The 13,944-nt window shown below is 72.7% G+C and carries 13 protein-coding genes; 9 read left to right on the forward strand and 4 right to left on the reverse strand.

Annotated elements, in window-relative coordinates; translation table 11 throughout:
* Positions 1-44: 44 nt before the first annotated feature.
* Both katG and SK069_RS15405 read left to right on the forward strand, forming a co-directional pair.
* Positions 45-2,312, forward strand: a complete 2,268-nt coding sequence (gene katG / locus SK069_RS15400) for a catalase/peroxidase HPI (protein WP_319955133.1) — start codon at positions 45-47, stop codon at positions 2,310-2,312.
* Between the two features lie 72 nt (positions 2,313-2,384).
* Positions 2,385-3,134, forward strand: a complete 750-nt coding sequence (locus tag SK069_RS15405; protein WP_319955134.1) for a glutathione S-transferase family protein — start codon at positions 2,385-2,387, stop codon at positions 3,132-3,134.
* A gap of 13 nt (positions 3,135-3,147) precedes the next feature.
* Here the strand turns inward: SK069_RS15405 and SK069_RS15410 are convergent, their stop codons facing one another.
* Positions 3,148-3,630 carry an RrF2 family transcriptional regulator gene (locus SK069_RS15410; protein WP_319955135.1) on the reverse strand — a complete coding sequence of 161 codons (483 nt, stop codon included), beginning with the start codon at positions 3,628-3,630 and terminating at the stop codon, positions 3,148-3,150.
* A 75-nt stretch (positions 3,631-3,705) separates the two neighbouring features.
* Here SK069_RS15410 and SK069_RS15415 point away from each other — a divergent pair, with 75 nt between their 5' ends.
* Positions 3,706-4,425 (forward strand): SDR family oxidoreductase, encoded by a 720-nt coding sequence (locus tag SK069_RS15415; RefSeq protein WP_319955136.1) that lies wholly within the window; start codon positions 3,706-3,708, stop codon positions 4,423-4,425.
* Between the two features lie 28 nt (positions 4,426-4,453).
* Here the strand turns inward: SK069_RS15415 and SK069_RS15420 are convergent, their stop codons facing one another.
* On the reverse strand, positions 4,454-5,350 hold the full coding sequence (locus tag SK069_RS15420) for a DUF1963 domain-containing protein (RefSeq protein ID WP_319955137.1): 897 nt from the start codon (positions 5,348-5,350) through the stop codon (positions 4,454-4,456).
* A gap of 86 nt (positions 5,351-5,436) precedes the next feature.
* On the opposite strand from SK069_RS15420, the gene SK069_RS15425 reads away from it, so the two are divergent.
* Positions 5,437-5,883 (forward strand): DUF488 domain-containing protein, encoded by a 447-nt coding sequence (locus SK069_RS15425; RefSeq protein ID WP_319955138.1) that lies wholly within the window; start codon positions 5,437-5,439, stop codon positions 5,881-5,883.
* A gap of 118 nt (positions 5,884-6,001) precedes the next feature.
* Here the strand turns inward: SK069_RS15425 and SK069_RS15430 are convergent, their stop codons facing one another.
* Positions 6,002-8,149 carry a glutamine synthetase III family protein gene (locus SK069_RS15430; RefSeq protein ID WP_319955139.1) on the reverse strand — a complete coding sequence of 716 codons (2,148 nt, stop codon included), beginning with the start codon at positions 8,147-8,149 and terminating at the stop codon, positions 6,002-6,004.
* Between the two features lie 272 nt (positions 8,150-8,421).
* Here SK069_RS15430 and SK069_RS15435 point away from each other — a divergent pair, with 272 nt between their 5' ends.
* Both SK069_RS15435 and SK069_RS15440 read left to right on the forward strand, forming a co-directional pair.
* Positions 8,422-10,005 (forward strand): ammonium transporter, encoded by a 1,584-nt coding sequence (locus tag SK069_RS15435; protein ID WP_319955140.1) that lies wholly within the window; start codon positions 8,422-8,424, stop codon positions 10,003-10,005.
* Between the two features lie 3 nt (positions 10,006-10,008).
* A complete protein-coding gene (locus tag SK069_RS15440; protein ID WP_319955141.1) occupies positions 10,009-10,377 on the forward strand; it encodes a P-II family nitrogen regulator in 369 nt (122 codons plus the stop codon).
* 229 nt (positions 10,378-10,606) lie between these two features.
* Here SK069_RS15440 and SK069_RS15445 read toward each other — a convergent pair whose 3' ends face one another.
* Positions 10,607-11,215 (reverse strand): hypothetical protein, encoded by a 609-nt coding sequence (locus tag SK069_RS15445; protein ID WP_319955142.1) that lies wholly within the window; start codon positions 11,213-11,215, stop codon positions 10,607-10,609.
* Between the two features lie 395 nt (positions 11,216-11,610).
* Here SK069_RS15445 and SK069_RS15450 point away from each other — a divergent pair, with 395 nt between their 5' ends.
* From SK069_RS15450 to SK069_RS15460, 3 genes are all read left to right on the forward strand, one after another.
* A complete protein-coding gene (locus SK069_RS15450; RefSeq protein ID WP_319955146.1) occupies positions 11,611-12,351 on the forward strand; it encodes an MlaE family ABC transporter permease in 741 nt (246 codons plus the stop codon).
* Between the two features lie 40 nt (positions 12,352-12,391).
* On the forward strand, positions 12,392-13,189 hold the full coding sequence (locus tag SK069_RS15455) for an ABC transporter permease (protein ID WP_319955143.1): 798 nt from the start codon (positions 12,392-12,394) through the stop codon (positions 13,187-13,189).
* A 4-nt stretch (positions 13,190-13,193) separates the two neighbouring features.
* Positions 13,194-13,944 (forward strand): ATP-binding cassette domain-containing protein (locus SK069_RS15460; RefSeq protein ID WP_319955144.1); only part of this gene is annotated, 751 nt, incomplete at its 3' end.

Below are 13,944 nucleotides of genomic sequence, written 5' to 3' on the forward strand. Positions count from 1 at the left end.
ACCTGGGTAGCACCCACCCTGGTGGACCCCCACGGAGGAGCGACATGACCGACCGCCCGGACACCCCGACCGATCCGCAGGGCCGACCGCCCGAGCGCGCCGGCTGCCCGGTGGCGCACGACGGCGTCACGCAGCGCGGCAGCGAGAGCGAGAACCCGGGCATGCCGTCGCCGACCCCGGTGACGAGTCGCCCCCGCACGAACCGCGACTGGTGGCCCGACGCCCTGGACCTGTCGGTCCTGCACGTCCACCACCCGCGCGCGAGCCCCCTCGGCGCGGGGTTCGACTACCGCGCGGCGTTCGCCGGGCTCGACGTCGAGGAGCTCCGCCGCGACCTCCTGGCGCTCATGACGGACTCGCAGGACTGGTGGCCGGCGGACTTCGGCCACTACGGCGGCCTGTTCATCCGCATGAGCTGGCACGCGGCCGGGACCTACCGGACGACCGACGGCCGCGGGGGCGGGGGCGAGGGCGCCCAGCGCTTCGCCCCGCTGAACAGCTGGCCCGACAACGCGAACCTCGACAAGGCCCGCCGCCTGCTGTGGCCGATCAAGCAGAAGCACGGCCAGGCGATCTCCTGGGCGGACCTCCTCGTCCTCGCCGGCAACGTCGCGCTGGAGTCGATGGGGTTCCGGACCTTCGGCTTCGGCTTCGGGCGCGAGGACGTCTGGGAGCCGGAGGAGATCTTCTGGGGCCCGGAGGACGCGTGGCTCGGGGACGAGCGCTACGTGAGCGACTCGGAGATGACCGCGGACGTCGGCGCGACGGAGATGGGCCTCATCTACGTCAATCCGGAGGGTCCGCGCGGCGTCCCCGACCCGGCCGCCGCGGCCCCGTTCATCCGCGAGACGTTCGCGCGGATGGCGATGGACGACGAGGAGACGGTCGCCCTCATCGCGGGCGGGCACACGTTCGGCAAGACGCACGGCGCCGCCGACGCCGCGCAGCACGTCGGGCCGGAGCCCGAGGCGGCGCCGCTGGAGCAGCAGGGGCTCGGCTGGCGCAGCGACCACGGCACCGGCGCGGGTCCCGACACGATCACCAGCGGCCTCGAGGTCACCTGGACGACGACCCCGACCCGGTGGTCCAACGACTTCTTCGAGCACCTCTTCGGCTACGAGTGGGAGCTCGAGCAGAGCCCCGCGGGCGCGCACCAGTGGGTGGCCAAGGACGCCGAGGCGACGGTGCCCGATCCGTTCGACCCCGAGCGTCGTCGTCGCCCGACGATGCTCACGACCGACCTGGCGCTGCGCCACGATCCGGAGTACGAGCGGATCTCGCGCCGCTTCCTCGAGCATCCCGAGGAGTTCGAGCAGGCGTTCGCGAAGGCCTGGTTCAAGCTCCTGCACCGCGACATGGGGCCGCTCTCGCGCTACCTCGGGCCGTGGGTGCCCGAGCCGCAGCTCTGGCAGGACCCCGTGCCGGCGGTCGACCACGAGCTCGTCGACGCCGACGACGTCGCGGCGCTGAAGCGGGCGATCCTCGACGCGGGACCGAGCGTCGCGGACCTCGTGACGACGGCGTGGGCGGCCGCGTCGAGCTTCCGCGGGACCGACATGCGCGGCGGCGCCAACGGCGCGCGGATCCGGCTCGCGCCCCAGCGGGACTGGGAGGTGAACGAGCCGCAGCGCCTCGCGCGGGTGCTCGAGGCGCTCGAGGGCGTGCAGCGCGATTTCGAGGCGGCGCAGTCCGGGGGCACGCGGGTGTCGCTCGCCGACCTCGTCGTCCTCGGCGGCGCGGCGGCGGTCGAGGAGGCCGCGCGGCGGGCCGGCGTCGAGGTCGAGGTGCCGTTCTCGCCCGGACGCACGGACGCGACGCAGGAGCAGACCGACGTCGCGTCGTTCGCGGTGCTCGAGCCGCGCGCCGACGGCTTCCGCAACTGGATCCGCGAGGGCCAGCCGCTGTCGCCGGAGACGCTGCTCGTCGACCGCGCGTACATGCTGCGCCTCAGCGCGCCCGAGATGACCGTCCTGCTCGGCGGGCTGCGGGTGCTCGGGGCCAACCACGGCGGCGCGCCGGAGGGGGCGTTCACCGACCGACCGGAGACGCTGACCAACGACTTCTTCGTCCGCCTGCTCGATCCGGGCGTGCGCTGGTCGCCGGTCGGCGAGCACCGCTACGAGGGGCGCTCGCGCGCGACGGACGAGGTCGTCGGCACGGCGACCTCGGTCGACCTCGTGTTCGGTGCCCACGCCCAGCTGCGCGCCATCAGCGAGGTCTACGCCGACGCCGGGGGCCAGGAGCGCCTCGTGCGCGACTTCGTCGCCGCGTGGGCGAAGGTCATGGACCTCGACCGGTTCGACCTGGCCTGACCGGCGCGGTCCGCGCGGGCGCGCCGTCCGGCGACGCCCGCGCGGGGCGGGGCGGTGTGCGAGGCTCGCGCCATGCCGACCGCCACCGACCAGCCGAAGCTCGTCCTGCACCAACTCCCGCCGTCGCATCCGTGCGCCACGGTCCGGGCCGCGCTGCGGCTCAAGGGGCTGGAGGCCGAGGTCGTCGACCTCGACATGGCCGGGCACAACGCCGCGGTGGAGGAGGTCTACGGCGAGGGACGCCGCACGGTCCCCGGCCTGCTCGTCGACGATCGCCCGGTCCACGGCACGGTGGCGATCCTGCGCCGGCTCGAGGAGCTGCGCCCCGACGTCGCGCCGCTCTACCCGGACCCGATCGCCGACCGCGTGCGCGAGGCCGAGGACTGGGCCGACGGGCACCTGCAGGACCTCGGCCGGCGGCTGCCGTGGGGCGCGCTGCACTTCCGCCCCGAGCGGCTCGCCGCCCTGGCCGGCGGGGGACCGCTCGACCCCGCCGGGACCGACTACGCGATGCGCTTCGTGCGGGCCGCGTGGAAGTACCACGGGCTGAGCGCCGCCCGGCTGGCGGAGGACCTCGCCGGGCTGCCGGCCGTGCTCGCGCAGATCGGCGAGCTCGTCGACGAGGGCGTGCTCGGGGGCGAGGCGCCGAACGCCGCCGACCTCCACGTCGGGGCGACGCTGCGGGTCATCGCGGTCGTCGGGGACGTCCGGCCGCTCGTGGAGGCCAGCCCGGGCTGGTCGATCGTCGAGCGGTTCTTCCGGCCGGCGCCCGTCGCGATCCCGGCCGGCGCCTACCCCGAGGGCTGGACGCCGACCGCCTGAGCGCCTCCTCGGCTCAGGCCGTCGCGCCGCCGAGCCACGCGCGCAGGCGCGGCATCGCGGCGCCGGCCGTGTCGCCCTGCACGTCCTGGGCGAGATCCGCGATCGAGACGTCGGCGAGCGCCGTGCGCCAGGCGTCCTCGGCGGCGAGCATCGCGCGGGCGATCGCGCACGGCCGGACGCAGGCCGACGGCGGCGCCGCGAGCGGCCCGCGCTGGCGGATCTCCGTACAGCGGAACGCCGGGGCCTCGCCGTCGATCGCGCGGACGACGTCGAGCAGCGAGATCTCCGCCGCGTCGCGCGTCAGCGCGTAGCCGCCGTCCTTCCCCTGCGTCGAGCGCACGAGGCCGGCGCGGGCCAGCGCCTGGAGGTGCTTGGCGAGGTACGTCGGCGACACGCCGTGCAGCTCGGCGAGCCGGGCGGCGGGCACGGGCGCGCGGGCCTGGCTCAGCGAGAGGCAGCAGTGCAGCCCCCATTCGACGCCTCCGGAGAGCTTCATCGCCCCAACGAGGATAGACGTTGTCCGAGTTGTGGTAGAACTCGGACAACAATCATCCGAGTTCAGGAGTCCCTCATGCAGATCGCCGTCGCAGGAGCCACCGGCAACGCCGGCCGCCGGATCACCGCCACCCTCCGCGAGGCGGGGCACGAGGTGCGCGAGCTCGCCCGCAGCCGGGGCGTCGACCTGACGACGGGCGAGGGGCTCGACCTGTCCGGGGTCGAGGTCGTCGTCGACGCGGCGAACCCGCCGACGCTCGACGAGGCGGAGGCCACCGCGTTCTTCCGCGACGTGGCGCGGACGCTCGGGACCGCGGCCCGGGACGCCGGGGTGCGCCGGACGGTGCTCGTCTCGATCGTCGGCGTCGACCTCGCGACCGAGGACAACCCGTACTACGCGGCGAAGCTCCAGCACGAGGTCGCCCACCGGCAGCACGCGCCGGGGCTGCGGATCCTGCGCGCGACGCAGTTCCACGAGATCGCGCAGCAGATGCTCGACTGGATGGGCGACGGCGAGCGGGCCGTCGTGCCCGACATGCCGGTCCAGCCCGTGGACCTGGAGGAGGTCGCCCGGCAGGTGCTGCGCCTGGCGACGGAGGAGACGCCGGAGCTCGTCGAGCTCGGCGGGCCGCGTCGCGAGCGCCTGCCGGAGATGAGCCGGCGACTCGCCGCGGGCACGGTCGTCGTCGAGCCCGGCCCGACGAACGACGCCATCCGCCACGGCGTCCTGCTGCCGGGGCCCGACGCCGTGATCGCCGGCCGGGACTTCGACGCCTGGCTCGCGGCGCGGGCGTGACCGCCCGGGACGGCGCGCGGCGGGACGGTCAGCTGCTGGACGGCACCGCGTCGACCCGGTCCCAGCGTCGCGCGGCGAGATCGTCGCGCCCGATGACGAACGCGACGTCCCCACCGTCGAGGAACTCGCCGCCGAACGTCCACGGGACGACCGTGAGCACCGCGACCTGGCCGACGCCCCGAGGGTCGTCCTGGGCCGTCTGCGGGATGCCGAGGATGGCGTTGGCAGAGCGGCCGTCGTCCCGGCCGTACCGGGGGACGTCCCAGCGATCGGCCCAGCGCGTCGTGACCCGCTCGTAGCGGCGGCTCTGCGATCGCGTGAGCCGGTAGCGGCGGTCGTACCGCGCCGTCCAGGAGTCCGTCAGGGTCAAGCGCGGACGCCAGGCGAGCGGGAAGCGCGGCACCGAGGCGGGGGCGGAGTCGCTCGGGGCACGGCGCGTCGCCCGCGGCCGGGTCGCCTGTCGCAGCGTCGTGCCGGGTGGGACGTACCAGACGCGGAGCGCGCTCCCCGCGTGGTTGCCCGAATCGGTCGGCTCCCAGAGGGATTCGAGCGCGGCGAAGAAGAGGAGCGTCCCGTCGGCGGGCAGGAGCTCCCGCTGCGGGAACCGGGGGACCTCGGCCAGGTCGACGATCGCGACGAAGTCGAGGGGACGGCCGCGGCGCACGGGCCACGTCTCGCCGGCGGGGAGCACGCCGCGGCCGCCGATCCGGCTCGTGCCCGGGCCCGTGCGACGGACCGCGAACGCACCCCACTCGGCGGCGGCGACGAGCCGCCCGGAGGCGCGCGCGGGCAGGTCGCGCTCGCGGAGCTCCCGTCCGAGGGCCCGGCGCTCGGCGGCGTCGTCGGGGACCGGCGCGGCCGCGGCCTGCTGCGTGGCCCCGGACACCAGCAGGAGGGTGAGCAGGAGGACGGGACGCAGGCGCATGCGTCCCGGGTTCTACCGCGAGGGCTCCGGCCGACGTCCGCACTGGCCGAACGACCGAGGGGTGCCGCGCCTGTCACGATCGGTCGATGCCGACGATCTGGACCATCGGCTACGAGAAGCTCCTGGCGCCCGAGCTCGTGCAGGAGCTCGAGGACGCCGGCATCGAGCGGCTGATCGACGTGCGCTTCCGTCCGCAGTCCCGCCGCGCCGGCCTGTCGAAGACCCGCCTGGGGGAGGCTCTGGCGGACCGCCGGATCGCGTACGAGCACCGTCGCTCGCTCGGCACGCCGCCGGACATCCGGATCGACTTCCAGCAGGGCCGGATCGCCCAGGGTCGCGCGCGGATGGCCCAGCACCTCGAGGAGACCGCCGGCGAGGCGATCGACGCCCTCGCCGACGAGCTCCAGGCCGACCCGCCGGGCCCGCGCACCGCGCTGCTCTGCCTCGAGCACGACCCCGCCGTCTGCCACCGGCGGGTCGTCACCGAGGCCCTCGCCGCCCGCATCCCGGACCTCGAGGTCGTCGACCTCTGAGGCGCGAGCCGCACGTCCGGGACGCGATCGGTGAGCCGCCCTGGCCGAGACGGCGGAACCCCCGTCGCAGACGGGGGTTCCGGGTCCTGCCGATGCCCTCGGAGGGCGGCGGCGAGCGCTACTTGATGAAGAGCATCTCCTGGTACTGCGGGAGCGGCCAGATCTTGTCGCTGACGATCTTCTCGAGCTTGTCGGCGACGACGCGGAGCTCGTCCATCGCCACGAGGACCTCGTCGCGGAGGTACGTCACGAACTCGGGGTCGGTGAACTCGCCCTCCTTCGCGTTGAGCTCCTCGAGCTTCAGGATCTTCGCGTAGAGCTCCTCGGTGAGGGCCTTCGTCTCGGCGGCGGGGCCGTCGAGGCCGGCGACCTGCAGCTCGGTGAGGTGCTGCGTGGCGGCGGGGAAGATCAGCGTCCGGGCCATCGTCGCGGCCGTCTCGGCCTCGATGTTGACCTTCACGCCGTACTGCTCGAGGAGGATCTCGTAGCGGGCCTCGGTCTCGCGCTCGTTGAGCACGTTGTACTTCTCGAACAGCGCGATCGCCTCGGGCGTCACGATCTGCGGGAGGGCGTCCGGCGTCGTGCGGAGGTTCAGCAGGCCGCGCTTTGCCGCCTCCTCCTGCCACTCCTCGGAGTAGCCGTCGCCGCCGAACACGACGCGGCTGTGCTTCGCGTACTCCTCGCGCACGAGCTCGGTCACCGCCGCGGCGAGCTCCGTGCCGGACTCGAGCTTCTCGCTCAGGAGACCGGCGAGGTAGTCGATCGACTCGGCGGCGATCGTGTTCAGGACGGTGTTCGTCAGGCCCAGGGACTGCGAGGAGCCCAGGGCGCGGAACTCGAACTTGTTGCCGGTGAACGCGAACGGCGAGGTCCGGTTGCGGTCGCCGCCGTGGCGCGGCAGCGGCGGCAGGACCGGCGTGCCGAGGCCGAGGAACGAGCCGGGGGCCGACGGGTCGCCGTCGCCCTGGACGATCGCGTCGAAGACGCCCTCGAGCTCGCTGCCCAGGAAGATCGAGATGATCGCCGGCGGCGCCTCGTTCGCGCCGAGCCGGTGGTCCTGGCCGATGTTGGCGACCGTCGCGCGCAGCAGGCCCGCGTACTTGTCGACCGCCCGCACGACCGCCGTCGTGAAGAACAGGAAGATGAGGTTCGAGTACGGCGTGTCGCCCGGATCGATGAGGTTCCCGCCGAGGTCGGTCGTCATCGACCAGTTGTTGTGCTTGCCCGAGCCGTTGACGTTCGCGAACGGCTTCTCGTGCAGGAGGCAGACGAGCCCGTAGTGCGGCGCCGTGGACTCCAGCACCTGCATCACGAGGTGCTGGTGGTCGGCGGCCATGTTCGAGCCCTCGTACAGCGGGGCGATCTCGTACTGGCCCGGCGCGACCTCGTTGTGGCGCGTCACGATCGGCACGCCGAGCTTCGCGAGCTCGCGCTCGACGTCGAGCATGTAGGCGAGGACCCGCTCGGGGATCGCGCCGAAGTAGTGGTCGTCCAGCTCGTGGCCCTTCGGCGGCTTCGCGCCGAAGAGCGTCCGGCCAGTGGTCCGCAGGTCCGGGCGCTCGTAGTAGTACTGCTCGTCGACGAGGAAGTACTCCTGCTCCGGGCCGATCGAGGTGAAGACCCGCTGCGGGGCGTCGTCGCCCAGGACGCGGAGGGCCGCGATCGCGGACTTGCTCAGCGCGTCCATCGAGCGCAGGAGCGGGATCTTCGAGTCCAGCGCCTCGCCCGTCCACGACGTGAACGCCGTCGGGATGCAGAGCAGCGCGCCGTTCGGGTTCTCGAGGATGAACGCCGGCGACGTCGGATCCCAGGCGGTGTAGCCGCGGGCCTCGTTCGTCGCCCGGATGCCGCCGCTGGGGAACGAGGAGGCGTCGGGCTCGCCCTGGATGAGCTCCTTGCCCGAGAACTCGGCCAGCGCGTTGCCGTCGCCGGTCGGCCGGAAGAAGCTGTCGTGCTTCTCCGCCGTCCGGCCGGTCAGCGGCTGGAACCAGTGGGTGTAGTGGGTGGCGCCCTTCTCCAGGGCCCAGTCCTTCATCGCGGAGGCGACGGCGTCGGCGAGGCTCACGTCGAGCGCCTCGCCGCGCTCGAGCGTGCGCTGCAGGCGCTTGTAGACGTCCTTCGGCAGGCGCTGGCGCTGGACGGCCGGACTGAACACGTTCGTGCCGAACACCACGTTCTGCGGACGCGTCAGGTCGTCGGCGCCGAACGCGACGTCGTCAGCGGTCCACCGCGCGGCGGAGACGTTCCTCTGGCGAGACTGGGTCATGGGGTGCTGATGCTCCTCGGGTTCAGTGGCCGGTCCGTCGTCGAGACGCAGGAAGACGCGCCCGCGGGAAGCGAACCGGCGGCGAGCGTAGGTCGGCCCGGACGACCCGGACCTTATCCCGATGTCCAAACGTCCCGGGCCCGCGGTCGCCGGAACGGAGGGGGCCCCACCATGTGGAGCATCTGCACATCCGGTCTTTCGCCAACCGGACAGGCGCGCCGCCGCTCCTGCTCACGAACCTTCCGTCTCGTCCGATCAAGGAGGAATCACGGATGTCACGGACCCTTCGGGGGCACGGCGCGACCGACGCGCCGGGCGCCCCGCCCCAGGAGCGCGCATCGCGCGTCCGACCGCCCGCCGGCTGGAAGATGCCGTCGCGCAAGCGCCTCGGCTTCGCGGCGCTGACCACGATCATCACGTCGCTCATCGCGATGCCAGCCGCGTCGTGGGCGCTCTACCCGCCCGACAATGGCTACACCGGCGCCGACGCGGGGAAGGTCCCGACGGACCTCCTCGGCCTCGTCAACGAGCTGAACTACGTCTGGCTCATCCTCGGCGCCGCGCTCGTGTTCTTCATGCAGGTCGGCTTCCTCGGCCTCGAGCTCGGGTTCTCCCGCGGCAAGAACGTCGGCTCCGGCGTCGCGAAGATCATCGTGAACATCGCGGTGGCCGCCGTCGTGTGGTGGGCCGTCGGCTACTCCTTCGCGTTCGGCGCGGACGGCGGCAAGATCCTCGGCTCGGGCGACTTCTTCTACTCGCTGACCTTCGACGGCGAGGGCGTCCCCGACGCGAGCGGCTGGCCGTTCTTCTTCTTCCAGTTCACGTTCGCGGCCGTCTCGCTCGCGATCGTCTGGGGCTCGACGCTCGAGCGGATCAAGTTCATCGCCTACCCGATCTTCGCGTTCGTCTTCATCGCGATCATCTACCCGCCGGTCGCCCACGCGACGTGGTCGGGCGTCGGCATCTTCGGCGGCGACAACGGCCTGACGATCGGCGACGCGGCCGGCGCGCTGGACTTCGCCGGCTCCGGCGTCGTCCACCTCTGCGGTGCGACCGCCGCCCTCGCCGCGACCCTCGTGCTCGGGCCGCGCCGGGGCAAGTACGGTCCCGACGGCAAGCCGCGGGCGATCCCGGGGCACTCCATGCCGATCTTCGGCATCGGCGTCCTCGTCCTGTGGCTCGGCTGGTTCGGCTTCAACGGCGTCTCGACGCTGAACACCGACGGCGGCGTCTTCGGCCACGTCATCGCCGTGACGAACCTCTCGGCCGCGGCGGGCGTCATCGGCGCCGGCCTCGCGATGTGGCTCAAGACGAAGACCTTCGACGTCGGCATGCTCGGCAACGGCGCGATCGCCGGTCTCGTGGCGATCACCGCCCCCGCCGGCTACGTCGCGATGTGGGCGGCCCCGATCATCGGCTTCATCGGCGGCCTGATCGTCGTCTTCGGCGTCCTCTTCATCGACCGCATCGGCATCGACGATCCCGTCGGCGCCACGTCGGCCCACGGCCTGGCGGGCATCTGGGGCACCCTCGCGGTCGGCCTCTTCCTCGATCCGAAGCTCCAGGCGTACAACGCCCTGGGCGGCGACCCGAGCGGTGGCCTGTTCACCGGCGGCGGCGTCGACCAGCTCGCCGTCCAGGCGGTCGTGGTGATCGTGACCTTCCTCTGGGTCTTCGCCACCTCCTTCGCGGTCTTCTGGCTCATCAAGAAGACGGTCGGCCTGCGCGTCTCCGAGGAGGAGGAGATCGCCGGACTGGACATCTCGGAGCACGGCATGTACGGCTACCCGGAGCAGTTCATCCCGGAGGCCGAGCTCGTCGGCTACTCCCCGGCGCCGATCAAGACGGGAGCCTGAGTCATGAAGATGGTCATCGCGTTCATCCGCCACGAGGCCTTCGAGCCCATCCGTGGGGAGCTCCTGAGCCTCGGGTTCCCGAGCCTCTCGATCTCCGAGGTCAAGGGCTCGGGCCGGCAGAAGGGCGTGACGGAGCGCTACCGCGGCGCCGAGATCACGAACTACCTGCGGCCGAAGGTGAAGCTCGAGACGGTCGTCGACGACACGGACGTGCAGACGGTCGTCGACACGATCCTCAAGCACGCCCGCACCGGTGCGGTCGGCGACGGCAAGGTGTTCGTCGCGCCGATCGAGGAGTCGTACCGGATCCGGACCGGCGAGTCGGGGTCCGAGACGCTCCAGACGCACTCCCCGGAGGACCTGCCGTCCTGAGGGCGGCCGACCGGGGCTGACGCCCCACGGTCGCCCTCCGGGGCGGCCGACCGGACTCCGTGACGCGCGCCGTCGGCTCTCGAGCCGGCGGCGCTTCGTCGTTCCGGCCTCGCCTCGCCTCGCTCCGGTCCGGTCATGCCCTCGGGGCGGCCACGGCCCCCGGAACGCGGACGGCCGCCTCGTGGGCGGCCGTCGGAGACTCGGTGGCGCGCCGCGCGGCGCGCGCGGCTCAGGTGGCGGGGACGACCTTCCCGGTGTCCGGGTCGATCGTCGTCTCCTCCGGCTTGCCGTCGATCCGCACGTCGAAGGTGCCCGACGCGCGTCCCCCGCTCGCCCGGACCGCGCCGTTCTGCTCGACGGCGGCGGCGACGCGCCAGCGCACCGTGTGGCGTCCGGCGACCGTCGGCGTGAGCTTCCAGCGGAACGTCCGCTCGGCCCCGGCGGGCAGCGACCCGAGCGCCCACGTGTCGACGTAGGCGGTCTGGCCGCCGGCCGGCGGCTGATCGACGATCCAGATCGGGCGCCGCGGATCGGCGATCCGGCCGGCGCCGTTGTCCTCGCCGGCGACGCGCCGCTCGAGGCCGTTCAGCACGACGGCGACGTCCGGCAGGGGCCGGCTGTCCTGGTTGCGGACCGTGATCTCGAGCGTCCGCTGGTCGGCGAGGCGCTGGCGCTCCGGGAAGGAGGCGCTGACGGCGACGCGGAACGGCTCGCCCTTCGCGGCGTCCTCGATCTCCGGGTCGTCGCCGCCGCAGGCGGAGACGCCCAGGGCCAGGCCGGCGGCCAGGGCCAGCGTCGACGCTCGATATCGCGTGGTGCCCCGGATCCCCTCCATCACGCGCGGCAGGCTAACACAGGGCGTCCAGCCCGCTGGACCCGTCGTCCGGTCAACGCCGGGTGGCGGGGAACGGTCCTCGCGCGTGCGTGCGCGGGGGCGCGCGACGCGCGGTCGAGCGGGGGCGCGCCGGGGCATCCCGGGGGCTCACCCGGGTGAGGCCGGGGTCGGGCGGGCGCTCGGGGTCCGAGGGTTCCGCGACCGTCGGTAGGGTTTGCGCGTCGCCCGCGCCGCAGCGGGAGTGTGGCCGCTGGCACACACCCGCCGCATGGCGTAGGCTGCGCACCTGCCCGGCTGACCGCGGCCGGGCACTGGGAGGCCCCGAGGAGTCCATGGTCAGCACCGTCGCCAATCGCGTCTTCGATCCCGCCAAGAGCGCCTTGGAGGAGATCGGCGACGTGATGATCCTGACCGGCAAGGTGCTGGTCTCGGCCGTCCGCCCACCGTATTCCTACGGCGACGAGTTCGTCCATCAGTTCCTGTTCGCGCTCCGGCTCTGCTGGTTCCCGCTGCTCGTCTCGACCGTCGCCTTCGGCTTCGGCGCACCGGGCCTGCAGGCCGCGAACTTCCTCGTGCTGTTCGGCGCGCTCGATCGCCTCGGCGGCTTCTTCGTGCTCGCGTCGATCCGCGAGTTCGCGCCGTTCGTGACGGCGATCGTCATGGCCGGCGTGGCGGGCACCGCGATCACCGCGGACCTCGGCGCCCGGAAGATCCGCGAGGAGCTCGACGCGCTCCAGGTCCTCGGCGTCGATCCGGTGAAGAGCCTCGTCGTGCCGCGCTTCCTGGCGCTCATGATCGTCACGGGCCTCTTCGACGTCTACGCCCTGCTCTTCGGCATCTTCGGCGGCATCGTCGCGACGCTCGTCAACGGCGCCCCGCTCGGGCCGTTCTGGGCGACGTTCTTCTCGAACGCGTCGGTGACGGACCTCTGGGGGTCGTTCGTCAAATGCACCTTGTTCGGCGCGATCATCGCCGTCATCTGCTGCTACAAGGGGATGACCGCGAAGGGCGGCGCCGAGGGCGTCGGACGCGCGGTCAACCAGGCGGTCGTCATCGCGATGCTCGGCGTCTTCGCCTTCAACTACGTCTTCACCCAGACGCTCCTGGCCACCAACCCCGAGATGCTGGTGATCAAGTGAGCACGTCGTCGACCGCGCGCCGCGCCCACGAGGCCCGCCGATGAGCACCTGGCTCAACCAGCCCAAGGAGCTGCTCGCCGTCACCGGCGAGATGGGCAAGTTCTCCGCCCGCGTCGTGGGGCAGGTCGTCTCGCTGCGCGTGCTGCGGTTCCTCGGCGAGGGCCTGCGGCAGTCCGGCGTCCTCATCACCGGGTCCACGGCCGTCATCTGGGGCCTCGTCTTCGTGATCGGCCTGCAGTGCGGGCTCGAGGGCGCGTACTTCACGCGCTCGATCGGCTCGCCCGCCTACGCCGGCGTCTTCGCCGCATGGTGCGACCTGCGCGAGCTCGTGCCCTACGCCTTCGGCTACATGATGGCCGCGAAGGTCGGGACCGGCATCGTCGCCGAGCTCGGGTCGATGCGGATCTCGGACGAGATCGACGCCCTCGAGGTCATGGGCTTCGACTCCGTCCTCTTCCTCTGCGCCACGCGGCTGCTCGCCGCCTGGCTCGTGCTGCCGTTCATGTACGTGGCGTCGATCGGCGCCGGGTTCTTCGCCAGCTACCTCACCGTCGTCGAGCAGATCGGCGACGTGTCCTCGGGCGGCTACCTGCTCATCTTCTGGATGTTCCAGAACCCGCCGGACCTGCTGTACAGCCTCGCCAAGGCGATGACCATGGCGACCTTGATCGTGCTCGTCGGCTGCTACTACGGATATAACGCGGGTGGCGGTCCCGTCGGAGTCGGGACCGCGACCGCGAAGTCGATGGTCGTCAACCTCATCCTGGTGCACCTGGTGGGCATGCTCGGTACGCAGCTCTTCTGGGGCGCCAACCCACGAGCCCCAATCGGAGGCTAGGCCCATGCCGTTCATCCCCCGCCGTCGCCGCCAGGAGGAGCCGGAGGACCGGCCCGAGGCCGTCGCCGGCGACACCGTCGAGCAGCCCTCGGCCGCCGCGCAGGACGAGACCGTCGAGCAGCCGGCGGCCGCCGCGCCGGCCGAGGCCGCTCCGGCCGTGTCGCAGGACACGTCGGAGACCGAGCTCGACCTGCCCGACGAGCCGGCGAAGGATCCCGTGTCCTGGGGCTTCGACGAGGCCGAGGAGGAGCGCGTCGAGGTGGCCGCCGAGCGCGAGGAGCAGCCCGTCGTGGCCGCCGCCACGAACGCGCCGACGGGCGCGCCGCCGGCCGGTGGCGTCTCCGTGGTCCGCGAGGAGGTCCCCGTGGACCCGGACGACGAGTACGCGTGGCATACGGGGGTGCGGCATCCGACGGGTCAGCCGGATGCGGTGGAGTTCGTGGAGACGCACAAGGCGTTCGGGCGCAACCGGATCCTTCGTGGTCTGAACATGGGCCTGCCGGAGGGCATGATCTCGATGATCCTCGGCCCGTCCGGTACGGGGAAGAGCGTGTGCATCAAGCACATGGTCGGCCTGCTCTATCCCGATGAGGGTGATGTGCTGGTGCACGGCGATTCGGTGCCGTCGATGCCGCTGGAGCCGTTGTTGGAGATGCGCAAGAAGTTCGGGGTGCTGTTTCAGGACGGCGCGTTGTTCGGGTCGATGAACATCTTCGACAACGTCGCGTTCCCGCTGCGGCAGCACACCGACAAGG

The sequence above is a fragment of the Patulibacter brassicae genome (genome assembly GCF_033949425.1).
Classification (GTDB): Bacteria; Actinomycetota; Thermoleophilia; order Solirubrobacterales; family Solirubrobacteraceae; genus Patulibacter; species Patulibacter brassicae.

Excerpts from the sequence above, each read along its gene's own strand:
- katG (WP_319955133.1), top strand. The coding sequence starts at position 45 with ATGACCGACCGCCCGGACACCCCGACCGATCCGCAGGGCCGACCGCCC.
- SK069_RS15405 (WP_319955134.1), top strand. The coding sequence starts at position 2,385 with ATGCCGACCGCCACCGACCAGCCGAAGCTCGTCCTGCACCAACTCCCG.
- SK069_RS15410 (WP_319955135.1), bottom strand. The coding sequence starts at position 3,630 with ATGAAGCTCTCCGGAGGCGTCGAATGGGGGCTGCACTGCTGCCTCTCG.
- SK069_RS15415 (WP_319955136.1), top strand. The coding sequence starts at position 3,706 with ATGCAGATCGCCGTCGCAGGAGCCACCGGCAACGCCGGCCGCCGGATC.
- SK069_RS15420 (WP_319955137.1), bottom strand. The coding sequence starts at position 5,350 with ATGCGCCTGCGTCCCGTCCTCCTGCTCACCCTCCTGCTGGTGTCCGGG.
- SK069_RS15425 (WP_319955138.1), top strand. The coding sequence starts at position 5,437 with ATGCCGACGATCTGGACCATCGGCTACGAGAAGCTCCTGGCGCCCGAG.
- SK069_RS15430 (WP_319955139.1), bottom strand. The coding sequence starts at position 8,149 with ATGACCCAGTCTCGCCAGAGGAACGTCTCCGCCGCGCGGTGGACCGCT.
- SK069_RS15435 (WP_319955140.1), top strand. The coding sequence starts at position 8,422 with ATGTCACGGACCCTTCGGGGGCACGGCGCGACCGACGCGCCGGGCGCC.
- SK069_RS15440 (WP_319955141.1), top strand. The coding sequence starts at position 10,009 with ATGAAGATGGTCATCGCGTTCATCCGCCACGAGGCCTTCGAGCCCATC.
- SK069_RS15455 (WP_319955143.1), top strand. The coding sequence starts at position 12,392 with ATGAGCACCTGGCTCAACCAGCCCAAGGAGCTGCTCGCCGTCACCGGC.